This is a genomic window from Tateyamaria omphalii (genome assembly GCF_014651375.1).
GTDB lineage: Bacteria > Pseudomonadota > Alphaproteobacteria > Rhodobacterales > Rhodobacteraceae > Tateyamaria > Tateyamaria omphalii.
Map to the genome: position 1 here is coordinate 1,107,851 of NZ_BMWT01000001.1, position 13,942 is coordinate 1,121,792.

Genomic DNA, 13,942 nt, shown 5'->3' on the forward strand with positions numbered 1-13,942 from the left:
CGCGCAATGGCCGCCAAGGAAAAGTCTCAAAACAGCGTGATCGAGACGATCAAGACCATTGTGTATGCGCTGCTGATTGCAGGTGTGTTCCGCACCCTGTTTTTCCAGCCGTTCTGGATTCCGTCGGGGTCGATGAAAGAGACGCTGCTGATTGGTGATTTCCTGTTCGTGAACAAGATGGCCTATGGCTATTCCTATGCGTCCTGCCCATCAATCCCGGCGATTGGTCTGGATGCGAAAAAGCTGTGCGGCTTCATGGGGGATGATCGCATCTGGGCAGGTGAGCCCGAGCGCGGCGATGTCGTGGTTTTTCGTCATCCAGTTTCGGGCGCTGACTTTATCAAACGGGTCATTGGCCTGCCCGGTGACACGGTGCAGGTCCGAGATGGTCAAATCATTCTGAATGGTGAGCCTGTGCCACAGGAACCAGCTGGTACCTTTACCGAAGTCTTTGATCGTCAGGGGCCGCAAGGTTTGCTGCCGCGCTGTGAAAGTGGGGCCGTTGGGCAGGGGGCCGATTGCACGAAGTCTCGTTTCCTGGAGACTTTCCCCAATGGTGAACAGCATCTGGTGTTGAACGTCGGCGTGCAGCAATCGGACAACACGCCTGTCTACCGTGTTCCGGAAGGCCACTACTTCTTTATGGGCGACAACCGGGACAACTCGTCGGACAGCCGTTTGGCGCAAGTCGCGGGTGGTGTAGGTTATGTACCTTTCGAAAATCTGATTGGGCGCGCGGACCGCGTTATGTTCTCGTCCGCTGGTCGGTCGATGCTGTTCTTCTGGACGTGGCGCAGCGATCGCTACTTCAAGGGAATCGAGTGAAACTGGCGACCGAACTGACGGCCTTTGAAGGCCGGATCGGGCACCGCTTCGCGACGCCCGATTTGCTGGTAGAGGCGGTGACCCATGCGTCGATGTCTTCCCCCACGCGGTCGGACAATCAGCGTCTGGAATTTCTTGGGGATAGGGTCTTGGGTCTCGTGATGGCGCAGGCGTTGCTTGAAGCCGATCCAGGAGCAGCCGAGGGGACCTTGGCCCCGCGGTTCAATGCCTTGGTGCGGAAAGAGACCTGCGCCGACGTCGCCCGGGATGTCGATCTGGGGGCTGTGCTGCGATTGGGCCGGTCCGAGATGTTGTCCGGTGGTCGGCGCAAGCAGGCACTTCTGGGCGATGCAGTCGAGGCTGTGATTGCTGCCGTCTATCTTGACGCGGGATTTGATGCTGCCAAGGCGCTGATCCTTCGCCTTTGGGGGGATCGGATCGCCCGGGTCGACGCGGATGCGCGCGATGCCAAGACCGCCCTGCAGGAATGGGCGCAGGCCCGCGGTCTGACGCCGCCTCAATATGTTGAGACCGGTCGCTCGGGGCCGGATCATCAACCGATTTTCACAATTGCCGCACGTCTGTCCACGGGGGCCGAAGCCACGGCCACAGCCGGATCGAAGCGCGAAGCACAGCAAGCGGCCGCGCAAGCCCTCTTGCAGGAACTGGAGGGATTGGCATGACCACCCGCGCGGGCTTTGTCGCCTTGATCGGAGAACCCAATGCGGGCAAGTCCACCCTGCTGAACACCATGGTCGGTGCCAAGGTCAGCATTGTCACCCACAAGGTGCAGACCACGCGCGCCCGCATTCGTGGGGTGGCGATGGAAGGGAACAGCCAAATCGTCTTTGTGGACACGCCCGGCCTGTTCCAGCCGCGCCGCCGTCTGGATCGCGCAATGGTCGCTGCCGCCTGGGGCGGGGCTGCTGATGCTGATGTGGTGGTGCTGATGGTCGAAGCACACCGTGGCGTGACGGCCGGTGTCGAGCGCATTCTGGATGGCATGTCCGAGATCGGGCAGGGGCGCACTGTAGCCCTTGCCATCAACAAGATTGATCGGGTTGAAGCGCCGGTTCTACTGGGCCTGACCAAAGATCTGAATGAGCGGTTTGATTTCGCGGAAACCTTCATGATCTCGGCAGAGAAGGGCCATGGCGTGGATGCGCTGCGTCAGTGGCTGGCTGGGCAAGTGCCCGAGGGACCGTGGCTGTATCCAGAGGATCAGATTGCCGATCTGCCGATGCGTATGATCGCCGCCGAGATGACCCGCGAAAAGCTGACCCTGCGCTTGCATCAGGAATTGCCCTATCAGCTGACGGTCGAGACGGAAGCGTGGGAAGAGCGTAAGGACGGGTCTGCCAAGGTGGACCAGATCATCTATGTCAGCCGCGACGGGCACAAGGGCATCGTGTTGGGGCATCGTGGCGAGACCATCAAGGCGGTGAGCAAGGCGGCGCGGGAGGAACTGGCGGAGTTTCTGGGCCGCAAAGTACACTTGTTCCTGCAGGTCAAAGTGCGCGAGAAATGGCTGGATGAAGCCGAACGCTACGACCAGATGGGCCTGGATTTCAAAGATGGCAACGCCTGAGACATATGCCAACCGACCCTTCGGGGAGGATTTTTCTGAAACAGGGAAGTTGAGGACGTGGCACCCAAGCTGACATCGCGGTTCTGGGTGGATGCCTATCTGGCGCGGTTGCGTTTTGCTGACATTCCCGGGTTTGTCGTTGCTCATGGGGATGACACAGGCGGTGCGGTGCTGGTGAAGTTGAATACGCTTGATGGGCAAGCGGTGCTATACCAACGCTCGTTTGACCTGATGTCTGACACACGCGTCTGGGCAGAACTGTCATCTGGTGCCGAAGGCGATGTAGATGCGGCGGTTGCCCGGCAGCGTGGGTTTGATCCGGACCTTTGGGTGATCGAGGTCGAGGATCGCGCGGGCCGTCACTTGCTGGACCAGGACGGGTTGGCCTGAGATGGAATGGCGCGGCACGGGCATATTGCTGAGCGTGCGTCGCCACGGAGAAACCAGCGCTATCATCGATGTGTTTACCGAGGATCGGGGCCGTCATGCCGGGATCGTGCGGGGTGGCACAAGCCGCAAGATTGCGCCGATCTTGCAGCCCGGCGCGCAGTTGGATGTGACATGGCGTGCGCGTCTGGAAGAACATATCGGAACATTTGCAGTTGAGCCGGTGCGCAGCCGTGCAGCCCTTGTCATGGGCAATCGGTTGGCTTTGGCGGGGCTGAATGCCGTTACCGGCCTGCTGGTCTTTTGCTTGCCGGAACGTGAAGCACATGGCCCGCTTTATCGCAGAACCGAAGCGCTGTTGGATCTGTTGGGGCAGGACGAGCTATGGCCGCTGGCCTACCTGCAGTGGGAACTGGCGCTGCTAGAGGAGATGGGGTTTGGGTTGGACTTGACCGCCTGTGCCGTGACCGGTGCAACCGAAGGGCTGATCTATGTCTCACCCAAGTCCGGGCGGGCGGTGTCCAAGACTGCTGCGGGTGAGTGGGCGGACCGGTTGTTGCCGCTGCCCCCGGTACTACGCCGTGAAGGTGAGGCGCCGGACGCGGAGATTGCTCAGGGGCTGGTCACAACAGGGTATTTTCTGACGCACCATCTGGCGCCCGATTTGGGGTCGAAACCGCTGCCTGAGGCGCGCACGCGTTTCGTCGATGCGTTCAGTCGGGCGTTGTAAACACCATTTCGTCACCGTCATCGTTGCGCAGAAACAATGTGCCTTCGCGCACTTCGGACTGGGTCATGCGTGCCAGGGCATCAAGGTAGAGGACTTCTGCGTCGAGCGTGGGGCAGGCGAGATCGGTGGATACAATCGGGGTCAGTTCAAACCACGGATACGGCACCGTGTTTGTTGCACTGAACGTATTGCAAGGCGCTTGGCCTGACACCGGTCCGCCCGCTTCAAATTCGAGCGTGGCAGGGGTGGGCAATGCGGTTCCGTTCAGGCTTTGGAGTTCCCACAGTCGATCTGCTGCACCGTACCGCGCGACCGTTTCATCCGCCTGGCAGGCGGGGATAGACGCAAGCAGCGTCAGCGCGGCGGCACGGATCATTTAAGGGCCATTACCAGATCGACAAGCGCTGCAAAGCTCACCAACGCGTCGCCATCATCTGAATGCATTTGCTTCAAACCGACGAGGGAGCCATAGGCCGCCTTGGAAAACTCTTCGTTGGTGACACCGATGTCAGACATCAAATCGGTCAAGCGCGCGAGCCGTGTCTTGTCCACGTCTGCGAGTGCTTTGGCGACCGCTTTGTCCTGCTGCGCCCAAGCACGAAGCGCCGGACCAGCGGTGTCTTCCTGAACACTTTGTCCGAAGCGGATCATCTTGTCGGTGGCAGTGCCGTTCTGGGCGCTGTCTTCCTTCAAGGTGTTCAGAGCACGGGATTTCCATTCAGCAAGCAACGCTTTCTGAAAAGCCGGTACATCCTTGAAATGCCAATAGAATGAACCCTTTGACGTCTTCAGGTGGCGTGAAAGGGGTTCTGCCCGCAGGGCCAATGGCCCTTGGGCTGTGAGCTGTTCCAGCCCGGCGTCAATCCAGGCAGCGGGGGAGAGGGGAGCTTTAGCCATAGCCCTGCGATACGTCCGGGTATGCGGGGGTGCAAGCGAAAGACGCTTCAACTTCCGGTATGAGCGTTTTGCCGCACACGCAGCGAAAGAATTTGCCTATCATGCGATCAAGATGTGGTGATGGTGGGACGTCAGATTTCGGCCACCAGGGCCAGTCCAACCACAAGCAGCATTGATGCGGCCATGGCATAGTTGATCCGCCGTTGTGCGTGAGCCGGCAGGTCAAGTTGTTTCAGTCGAAAGCCGAACCAAACCCAGATCATGTGAATGGGCACCCAGATGGCGTTGACGATCAACAGTTTCAAAAATGCCTCTGCCAGAATGGCGTCGGGCATCAGTGTAAATCCCGAGAAGAGGGCTGTGTTGACGGCGTACGCCTTGGGATTGATCGGTTGAAGCAACACCCCATTCAGGACGCCAGGTTCGGTTGCGGCTGGTGCGAAGGCAAGTTTGGAGCCCGCAAACGCGATGCGGCAGGCCAAGTAGAGCAGGTACGCGGTGGAGAGAGCAAAGAGCAGCGTTCGATTGGCCAGAATGAGTGCCGCGAGACCCGTAACCACGGCCAAGATGACCAGATTGTTGCCGATGAACAGACCGAGGACATAGCGTAGCCCGGACCGTACCCCATATGCTGCTCCGACCCCCGCAGCAGAAAGAACGCCTGGGCCAGGTGTTATTATCAGAAAGAAAACGGCGGCGGCAAATGTGAGCATGCCGCCAGCTTGATGCTTTTCAGCCTATCGTCAATCGAGCGGTCGCAACAAATTCCGCTGCCGCTCGATCCTGTTGCATGCTAGCCAAGAAGCCTGCGCGCGATGACCTGTGCCTGAATCTCTGCCGCGCCTTCGAAGATATTCAGAATACGTGCATCACACAGGACGCGGGAAATCTTGTACTCCAGCGCAAAGCCGTTGCCGCCATGGATTTGCAGCCCATTGTCTGCTGCAGCCCAGGCCACGCGCGCGCCGAGCAGCTTTGCCATACCCGCTTCGACATCGCATCGACGTCCCTCATCCTTTTCGAAGGCAGAGAAGTAGGTGAGTTGCCGTGCCACCATGATCTCGACCGCCATCATCGCGAGCTTGTTTGCGACGCGGGGGAAGTTGATCAGCGCCTTGCCGAACTGTTTGCGGTCCAGTGCATATTGCATCGAGATATCGAGGGCCGATTGGGCGACGCCGATGGCGCGGGCTGCCGTCTGGATGCGCGCAGATTCGAAGGTTTCCATCAGCTGTTTGAAGCCCTTGCCTTCTTCGCCGCCGAGCAGGTTTTCACCCTTCACATGGAAGTTGTCGAAACCCAGCTCGTATTCCTTCATGCCACGATAGCCGAGCACTTCGATCTCGCCACCTGTCATGCCCTCCGTTGGGAAGGGGACTTCTTCGGTGCCAGGCGTCTTTTCCGCAAGGAACATCGAAAGCCCCTTGTAATCCGTGGTGTTCGGATCGGTGCGTGCCAGTAGAGTCATCACTTGTGTGCGGGTGGCGTGGGTGATCCAGGTTTTGTTGCCTGTAATCTTGTAGTCGCCATTGTCGTCCTTGACCGCGCGTGTGCGCAGTGAACCAAGGTCAGACCCCGTATTTGGTTCGGTGAAGACGGCCGTGGGCAATGTTTCGGCGCTTGCCAGTTGCGGCAGCCACTTCTGCTTTTGCTCTTCGGTGCCGCCGGCAATGATCAATTCCGCTGCAATCTCGGACCGGGTGCCGAGCGAGCCGACACCTATGTACCCACGGCTCAGTTCTTCCGACACGACGCACATGGATGCTTTGGACAGTCCAAAGCCACCGTATTCTTCGGGGATTGTGAGGCCGAAGACACCCATCTCGGCCAGTTCTTCGATCACCTCCATCGGGATCAACTCGTCCTTGAGGTGCCAATCATGCGCGAAAGGTTCGACTTTCTCGACTGCATAGCGGCGAAACTGCTCGCGGATCATCTCAAGTTCTTCGTCGAGGCCGGAGGCGCCCACCGTGATTTCGGCGCTGCGTTCCTGCATCAACTCGACGAGACGGATGCGCGCAGCTTGGGTATTTCCGCTTTGCGTGAGTGTTTGAACGGCAGGTTCCATCATCCCGCGCATATCGTCTTGTGTCAGACCAAGGTCCTGCAGGCGCAGGACTTCGCCCTGGTTCATCTGGATGCCGCCGTAGATTTGCCAAAGGTATTCACCAAATGCGATTTGAAGGATCAGCGATTCGACCTCACCCAGTTTGGACTGGGTGTTCAAAGCCTCCGCCCATTTGTGCATTTGCCGAAGCGATTCGCAGTATGTGGCAAGCCACGCAAGGCCATGCGCCGCAGTCTGATGCTTTTCAATAAGAGCACCAGAAACGCGTCCGTTATTGCTCAGCTGATCGCTTAGTCGCGTTCGTGCGAGTTCTGTAATTTTTTCTACAGGTTTGAGTGCAGCGCCGGTCAGCACGAGCAAATCATCGAGCAAAACTGGCGTCACCGCTCCCATATCCTGTCCGTCATGTGCCATCGCATAGCTCCTCGTTTTCCGCGTCGTAACCGCTTAACTAGTTTGCAGGTGCAGCGCAACAAATATTCATTTTTGTGCGGCTATTTGTTCAAATGTTGCGTGGCAGTATACTGCAGTGCAGCGACAGGTTGGCAAAAAGTAAGGTCAGGTATGCGTTTTGATGCATTCTTAAGGGTAGCATTGATGATCTGAAGGCCAAAGTGCCATCAGCTTTCCTGCGCCCTAGGAGCGAATCATATCAAGTTGAAACTAACCGTCTTACGGATGACGTCCGTGTGATGGATCGAGCCGTCCAAACAATTTCGAACCGACTGCAACGAGGCAAGCCGGTTCGAATAAAATACTGAAAATAGTCTATTAAATGACTTTAAGGAATATCGTGCTACGAAGCGCGACGCGCGACTGTCAGTCCCGAGACGTCTTCGATGAAGGTAACGATGCGTGATTTGATCTTATCATCTTCAATCGCAGCGAGAGCATTCACGATATCAAGACCACGATCACCGCGAGGAGCTGTGTTATTCGCATCCGCCAAACCTTCGAAGAAATAGGATGTCGGTACGTCCAGGATGCGCGACAATTCGAAAAGACGGCTTGCGGCGATTCGGTTCGAGCCGATTTCGTACTTCTGGATTTGTTGAAAAGACAGCTCCAAGCGCTTGGCTACGTCTGTTTGCGACATCCGACGCAAGGTGCGGATCTGTTTCAAGCGTTTACCTACGTGTACATCGACTGGATGTGACATGACTGATTACCTCCGGTTGTTCCACCAGAGTGATCGCTCAGTACACGCATTGGTTCAATTGAGTAGATTCACACCCTAAACCACACGTAAATGTTGCATTAATGTATGATTTCTTTAACATGGATGTGTTGTTGATCATACATCGAGTGGCATTGTGAACGCACCGACACCCAATCTGAGTGAATTGAACCAGCCTTTGCTGTTCGAGATGATCCGCTCGTTCACAACGCTCGCGGACACGTTGAATCTGTCGCACGCCGTGGCGAAGTTGAACAGTACCCGTCAAACTGTACGCCGCCACATATCGCAGCTCGAGGAATTGCGGGGCGAAGAGCTGTTCCGTACACGGGATCGGCGCTACGAACTCACAGAGGCGGGAGAGGCTGCATTGCCGGAAGCCCGTGAGTTGTTGATGCATGCTAAGGTGTGGTCACGTGGACAGACCGGCATGCGCGGCTCGCTACAATATCTGCAAGCCGAGGTAGATGGCCTAGTCTTCTACCAACAACAACAGCCGATGGGAGACATCTGGCAGGATGAATCGGTCCTCCTTCGTGAAACGTACCGAGCATGGGTTATGAGTGCGGGCGAAATCGAGAGCCCGCACCTCTCGCACGTGCGGCCATATCTTATGGTGTACCGCAATTCTGATTCGGGGTGGATCGTTGTCGAATTCGGTCAGCAATCAGCATACGTCGATTGGTTCGGTGTGGACTATGCACGTTCTAGTATTGGTCGTCCTATCGCTCGGCTTCCGGCGGGCGAAGAGTTTGGTCGAATGCTGGATCAATCCTTTCTGGATATTGAAACAACCCAGACGGCGCGTCTGGATCACGTTTATACAAGGATGCCAGCGCGCGATAACCCAAGTCAGGCCACAATGGCCTACCAACGCCTTATGATGGCTGGATTTTTTCCAGATCGGTCACCAGCTGTCATGACGCTCGTTGTGCCAACTATTAACGTGAACATCGCAGCCCTTGAGGAGGCACAGCGCGCTGCGATGACAAAGATCAAACAACCCGACTTTGACCTTGCGGAAGCCAAGTTCGAAAAAATGGCAGCAATGCCGACCTAATCGTTCTTGCACCTATTCGGCGAGTTTTTCGGGTAATTTGACAAAAATTGTCTTAGCTTTGACGTAAGTGCGTCAAAGGAGAGACTTTTATGACCATTCAATTCCCTGGAAACGCGGCGCCGTTCATTGCAACAAGCCGCAGTATTTTGATCTCACAGGGGATCACTCTGACGATCGGCACAGACTTTGAAGAGTATAAGGAAATCGTTGCCGAAGAACGGCCTATGCAGAAGCTTGGCGCACCCTTCGATCCCGAACTGCATGGCTTGAACCGATCGAATGCTTTCTGGCTAACAGGCCGAAACGAAGACGGTGAGCTGATTCATACTCAGGCAGCGAAACGCGTCCGTCTGTCGGGCAAACCGCTCAGTAGTTATTTGCTACGACAGTTTCGTGCGTTTCCTCCGCCGTTAAAGGGTGTGGATATGGCGCGGTCACGTTTCCGTGCGACGCCAGGTACTCACCGTATCGCCGGCATGGCAGCCTATCACGGAGAGTTCTGGGTCGCCCCGGAACGTGGCAAGTATCGCGGAGTTGGGCTTGCGCCCGTACTTGGGCGCACGGGGATGTTGGAGATGATGCAGCGCTGGGACCCCGACTGGATCTACGGCTTCATCCTGAATGTTGTGGCGTACAAGGGATTTGGAGCACGAATCGGATACCTGCATCTGGAACCCAGCGTACTCAAGTGGGTGGTCGATGGGCGCGATGCTCCAATTGACACTTTTCTTGCATACAACAGTAGAGAGGACTTGGAATACCTGCTCGATATTCCTTTGGCGGAAGTTGTTCCCGAGGCCGCATAGGCCCCGGTAACAATTTAGCTGATGGCGGCGGCTTTCACGTCGTCATCGATGTAAGGCAGATACTGCTCAAAGTTGTTCGAGAACATGTCGACCAGCTTGTTTGCCTGTGCATCGTATCCAGCGGCATCATCCCAAGTCCGGCGTGGATCAAGAAGAATATCTGCCACTCCAGGAACAGAGACCGGAACATCGAATCCAAAGTTCGGGTCCTTACGGAACTCGCCTTTGGCCAAAGTCCCGTCCAGAGCGGTAGTCAGCAGGGCGCGTGTCGCTCGAATCGGCATACGGCTGCCGGTGCCGTACGCGCCGCCAGTCCAGCCCGTATTGACCAACCAGCATGTTGCGCCGTGCTTGGCAATCTTCTCTTGCAACAGCTTGCCATACGCCTCAGGGCGACGCGGCATGAATGGTGCGCCGAAGCAGGTTGAGAATGTTGGCTCGGGTTCAGTCACCCCACGTTCAGTACCGGCAACTTTGGACGTAAAGCCGGACAGGAAGTGATACATTGCCTGAGCTGGGGTCAATCTTGCGATGGGGGGCAATACTCCGAAAGCATCGCACGTCAGCATGATGATATTTTTTGGATGACCGCCGAGTGCGCTGGATGATGCGTTCGAGATATAGTGCAGCGGATATGCGCAACGCATGTTTGCCGTCAGGCTATCGTCGTCGAAATCCAGATCTTTGGTTTCAGCATCAAAAACCATGTTTTCGATTACTGTTCCGAACTTCTCGGTTGTCGCGTAAATCTCAGGCTCGGCTTCTGCGCTCAGGTTGATCGTCTTGGCATAGCAGCCACCTTCGAAGTTGAATGTTCCGCGATCTGACCAGCCATGTTCATCGTCACCGATCAAAACACGGCCAGGATCAGCGGACAGGGTTGTCTTTCCCGTGCCGGACAGCCCGAAGAAAATCGCCGTATCCACTGGGTTGCCCTGTGCATGGTTGGCCGAACAGTGCATGGGCATCACACCGCGTTCTGGCAGCAGGTAGTTGAGCAAAGTGAAAACAGATTTTTTGTTTTCGCCGGCGTATTCTGTGCCGCCAATCAGGATCAGTTTGCGATCGAAATTCATTGCGATGACAGTTTCAGACCGGCAATTGTGTCGCTCAGGATCCGCCTGAAAAGAGGGGCAGTTGATCACGGTGAAATCCGCGATGAAGTCCTTTAGGTCCTCTGCATCGGGGCGACGCAGCATGTGTCGAATGAAGAGTCCGTGCCATGCCAACTCCGTGACCATGCGAACATTGATGGAGTAGCTGGGGTCTGCACCACCGGTCAGATCTTGCACATAATACTCGCGACCTTTCATGTGTTCGAGCATGTCGTCGTAGAGCGCGTCGAAGCCGTCCGGCGACATTGCGGCGTTGTTTTCCCACCAGATACTGTCAGCCACGCTGTCCGTCTTAACTACGTGCTTGTCCTTGGGGGACCGGCCAGTGAACTTGCCGGTGGTCACAAGGAAAGCGCCTCCCTTGCCCAAACTGCCTTCTTTGCGTTCGAGCGCGTGTTCGATCAAAGCGGGCTCGATCAGGTTGTAATAGACATCGCCCAGCCCTTTGATCCCTTGATCTTCAAGGCGGAACTGCGGGTTTACCCGTCCAAATGTCATGTGAACTCTCCTGATGCCGCGAAGCGGCTTTGTTAGGTCAGAGGGCAGCCAAAAGGCCCATAACCGACGTCCTGTCGGTCTGTTCCGGCCTCATAACACGTGGATTTACTTGATGAATAGGCCTGCAACCAAGGTTAGCGCCACCATGACGACCGGTTGCGCAAACAGTGACTCGTCGACATGCACCCGACACGGGAATGTGCGGCAATTTAGCCATTCCTAACCACTTTCTGGCCAGTCTGAAGCCCATTCTGGGCGTGATTCGCACTTATGGATTGATTCGGAAGGTCAAAGTCGAGACAATGTTCGAAAAACAAAAAGTACGAGCAGTATAAGGAAACAGGCAATGTCAAAGATTGCATTGGTGGATGACGACCGGAATATCCTGACGTCCGTCTCCATGACGCTCGAGGCTGAAGGGTTCGAGGTCGAAACGTATAATGATGGTCAGGCTGCGCTTGACGCTTTCAACAAGCGTTTGCCAGACATGGCCGTGCTGGACATCAAGATGCCCCGCATGGACGGCATGGATTTGCTGCAAAGGTTGCGCCAGAAAACGACTATGCCCGTCATCTTCCTAACATCTAAGGATGACGAGATTGACGAAGTTTTAGGTCTGCGAATGGGGGCAGATGACTACGTCAAAAAACCGTTTTCCCAACGCCTGTTGGTGGAACGTATTCGCGCGCTTTTGCGTCGACAGGATGCGGTCGCTGGTGATGTCGTTGGTGATACCGAAGAGACCAAGGTGATGGAGCGCGGGGATCTGCGGATGGATCCATTGCGTCATGCCGTTGCTTGGAAAGGCAAGGACGTGTCACTGACCGTCACTGAATTCCTGTTGCTGCAAGCCTTGGCTCAACGCCCGGGCTTCGTGAAGTCGCGCGATCAGCTCATGGATGTTGCATACGACGATCAGGTGTATGTCGACGACCGCACGATCGACAGCCACATCAAGCGTTTGCGCAAGAAAATGCGCAGTGCCGACAATGAGTTCTCCGCAATTGAGACGTTGTATGGCATCGGGTATCGTTACAACGAAGAATAACAGGCGCGTTTGGCGAAGCGCATGCCAAGAGGACTATCGTGCGAGACATGAGTTCCCCAGCATCCCGGGATGGTGACGTTGTCCTTGGTGAAGACTGGGTCGCACCGGAAACATCCGGTGCGACTGAGTTAAGGGATGGTCGTGCGCGGCGCGGCTTGATGTCGTTGCGCGCCTCGCCTCTGGCGCGCAAAATCATTACATTCAATCTCATCGCACTTAACGTTTTGGTCGCGGGAATTCTTTATCTGAATTCCACGAGAGAGAGTTTGGCGGTTCAAAGGTTATCCGCTCTCGTTTCACAAGCTGAGCTGGTTGCAGATGTGATCGAAGCGCAGCTTCCTGCGAATGCACCTGTGAACCTTGCAACGGGCGACGGTGCGAATGTCCCCGAAACACTCGCTCAGCTGGATTTGCGCATGGGCCATGAGGTCTATGTTTTCGACGCTGCAGAAGCCCTGGTTGGACAAAGCGAAGGCACTCTGAAACCGCTGGCAACCCAACTGCCAGAAACAGAAAATGTGGCTGTTCTGACGGATGGATTGAGCTGGCTTTGGCGGCAGGTGTCCCGACCGTTTTCCGGCCCTGACGCACCAACACCTGCATTGATTGAAGATCAATTGCGTCCGCTGGTCGCGCGCAGCCTGACAGGCGACACGCAAATCAGCGAAAACCTAACAGTGGCTGGAGGTGCCATTTTCAGCGTTGTCACTCCGATCCAGCATGAAGGGTCTGCCGTTGGCGTAATTGCGCTGACCAGCGCATCTGGAGAGATTGACGCCCTCGTAAGAGGAGAGCGCGAACGTGTTTTGCAGATGTTCGTGATCGCGACACTGGTATCAATCGGCCTCAGCCTTGTGTTGGCATCGACTATTGCCAACCCCTTAGCAGACCTTGCCACGGCCGCAGAGTTGGGCCGTGACAAAAATGCGCGGAAAGTGAACCCGGGCCGTATCCGTATTCCGGACCTGACGGCGCGCCCGGACGAGATCGGTAGATTGTCTGGCGCTTTGCGCGGTATGATAGCGGCACTGTATAATCGGATTGATGGCAACGAACAGTTCGCAGCTGACGTCGCACATGAAATCAAGAATCCTCTTGCTTCGCTGCGATCTGCCGTGGGTACGCTTCGTATGGTCAAACGTGATGACCAGCGCGAAAAACTTCTGGACGTAATTGATCATGATGTACGGCGCTTGGACCGGCTCGTGAGCGATATCTCGAATGCTTCGCGACTGGACAGTGAGCTCGTAAAGGAAGAGGAAGAGCCGTTCAACCTCTTGCAAATGCTTGGGAATTTGAGCCAATATCTCGGTGAGGATGCAAAGAGCAAAGGTATCGAATTCATCACCGATTTGCCAGCGCATCCCATCGAGGTACAAGGCCTGGAGGCGCGTTTAGCGCAAGTTTTCGTCAACCTGATCACGAATGCCATTTCCTTCTGCGAAGATGGGGATGCGATCCGCGTTTGGGCTCGCAAGCGTGAAAACCGGGTTTTGGTCGTGGTCGAAGACACCGGCCCGGGTATCCCGGATCAGGCGCTCACCAAAATCTTCAAACGATTTTATTCCCAACGTCCTGAAGAGCATTTCGGAAACAACTCTGGCCTTGGACTCGCTATCTCCAAACAGATTGTAGAGGCGCATGGCGGTGTGATCTGGGCGGAGAATATTCGCCCGACAGATGCCGACATAACGTCTGAGCCGCTGGGCGCTCGTTTCGTCGTTGGTTTGCCGGTCTAGTCGC

General features: G+C 56.0%; 15 protein-coding genes. 9 read left to right on the forward strand and 6 right to left on the reverse strand.

The annotated features are described in order from the left end of the window. Nucleotides 1–6: 6 nt before the first annotated feature. From lepB to recO, 5 genes are read left to right on the forward strand one after another with little or no spacing between them, the layout of a single operon-like run. Nucleotides 7–825, forward strand: a complete 819-nt coding sequence (lepB, locus tag IE087_RS05465; protein WP_189368246.1) for a signal peptidase I — start codon at nucleotides 7–9, stop codon at nucleotides 823–825. Beyond that, complete coding sequence (rnc, locus tag IE087_RS05470) at nucleotides 822–1,508, forward strand: ribonuclease III (protein ID WP_189368247.1); 687 nt, start codon at nucleotides 822–824, stop codon at nucleotides 1,506–1,508. Before lepB ends, rnc begins: the two co-directional genes overlap by 4 nt. Beyond that, complete coding sequence (era, locus tag IE087_RS05475; RefSeq protein WP_189368248.1) at nucleotides 1,505–2,413, forward strand: GTPase Era; 909 nt, start codon at nucleotides 1,505–1,507, stop codon at nucleotides 2,411–2,413. The genes rnc and era overlap by 4 nt, the downstream gene beginning before the upstream one ends. Nucleotides 2,414–2,470: 57 nt before the next feature. Beyond that, nucleotides 2,471–2,803 carry a DUF1491 family protein gene (locus IE087_RS05480; RefSeq protein WP_189368249.1) on the forward strand — a complete coding sequence of 111 codons (333 nt, stop codon included), beginning with the start codon at nucleotides 2,471–2,473 and terminating at the stop codon, nucleotides 2,801–2,803. 1 nt (nucleotide 2,804) lies between these two features. Further along, the gene (gene recO / locus IE087_RS05485; protein WP_189368250.1) at nucleotides 2,805–3,530 is read left to right on the forward strand and encodes a DNA repair protein RecO; all 726 of its coding nucleotides are present in this window, start codon (nucleotides 2,805–2,807) and stop codon (nucleotides 3,528–3,530) included. Here the strand turns inward: recO and IE087_RS05490 are convergent. From IE087_RS05490 to IE087_RS05510, 5 genes are all read right to left on the reverse strand, one after another. Beyond that, nucleotides 3,514–3,906: an META domain-containing protein gene (locus IE087_RS05490; RefSeq protein WP_189368251.1), complete on the reverse strand. Its 393-nt coding sequence runs from the start codon at nucleotides 3,904–3,906 to the stop codon at nucleotides 3,514–3,516. The two genes, recO and IE087_RS05490, sit on opposite strands and share 17 nt — an antisense overlap. Then, nucleotides 3,903–4,427 (reverse strand): TetR/AcrR family transcriptional regulator, encoded by a 525-nt coding sequence (locus tag IE087_RS05495; RefSeq protein ID WP_189368252.1) that lies wholly within the window; start codon nucleotides 4,425–4,427, stop codon nucleotides 3,903–3,905. The genes IE087_RS05490 and IE087_RS05495 overlap by 4 nt, the downstream gene beginning before the upstream one ends. A 131-nt stretch (nucleotides 4,428–4,558) precedes the next feature. Further along, entirely contained in the window at nucleotides 4,559–5,140 is a 582-nt protein-coding gene (locus IE087_RS05500; RefSeq protein ID WP_189368253.1) for a LysE family translocator, read from the reverse strand. An 80-nt stretch (nucleotides 5,141–5,220) separates the two neighbouring features. Then, nucleotides 5,221–6,909 carry an acyl-CoA dehydrogenase family protein gene (locus tag IE087_RS05505; protein WP_189368254.1) on the reverse strand — a complete coding sequence of 563 codons (1,689 nt, stop codon included), beginning with the start codon at nucleotides 6,907–6,909 and terminating at the stop codon, nucleotides 5,221–5,223. A gap of 382 nt (nucleotides 6,910–7,291) precedes the next feature. Further along, nucleotides 7,292–7,654: a helix-turn-helix domain-containing protein gene (locus tag IE087_RS05510; RefSeq protein ID WP_189368255.1), complete on the reverse strand. Its 363-nt coding sequence runs from the start codon at nucleotides 7,652–7,654 to the stop codon at nucleotides 7,292–7,294. A gap of 196 nt (nucleotides 7,655–7,850) precedes the next feature. On the opposite strand from IE087_RS05510, the gene IE087_RS05515 reads away from it, so the two are divergent. Beyond that, on the forward strand, nucleotides 7,851–8,732 hold the full coding sequence (locus tag IE087_RS05515; protein ID WP_229801274.1) for a LysR family transcriptional regulator: 882 nt from the start codon (nucleotides 7,851–7,853) through the stop codon (nucleotides 8,730–8,732). An 89-nt stretch (nucleotides 8,733–8,821) separates the two neighbouring features. Next, a complete protein-coding gene (locus tag IE087_RS05520) occupies nucleotides 8,822–9,538 on the forward strand; it encodes a hypothetical protein (protein ID WP_189368257.1) in 717 nt (238 codons plus the stop codon). A 14-nt stretch (nucleotides 9,539–9,552) separates the two neighbouring features. On the opposite strand, the gene IE087_RS05525 is transcribed toward IE087_RS05520, so the two are convergent. Then, nucleotides 9,553–11,151: a phosphoenolpyruvate carboxykinase gene (locus IE087_RS05525; protein ID WP_189368258.1), complete on the reverse strand. Its 1,599-nt coding sequence runs from the start codon at nucleotides 11,149–11,151 to the stop codon at nucleotides 9,553–9,555. 346 nt (nucleotides 11,152–11,497) lie between these two features. Here IE087_RS05525 and IE087_RS05530 point away from each other — a divergent pair, with 346 nt between their 5' ends. Further along, complete coding sequence (locus IE087_RS05530) at nucleotides 11,498–12,199, forward strand: response regulator transcription factor (protein WP_189368259.1); 702 nt, start codon at nucleotides 11,498–11,500, stop codon at nucleotides 12,197–12,199. Between the two features lie 47 nt (nucleotides 12,200–12,246). Next, on the forward strand, nucleotides 12,247–13,938 hold the full coding sequence (locus IE087_RS05535; protein WP_189368260.1) for a sensor histidine kinase: 1,692 nt from the start codon (nucleotides 12,247–12,249) through the stop codon (nucleotides 13,936–13,938). Nucleotides 13,939–13,942: the final 4 nt, after the last annotated feature.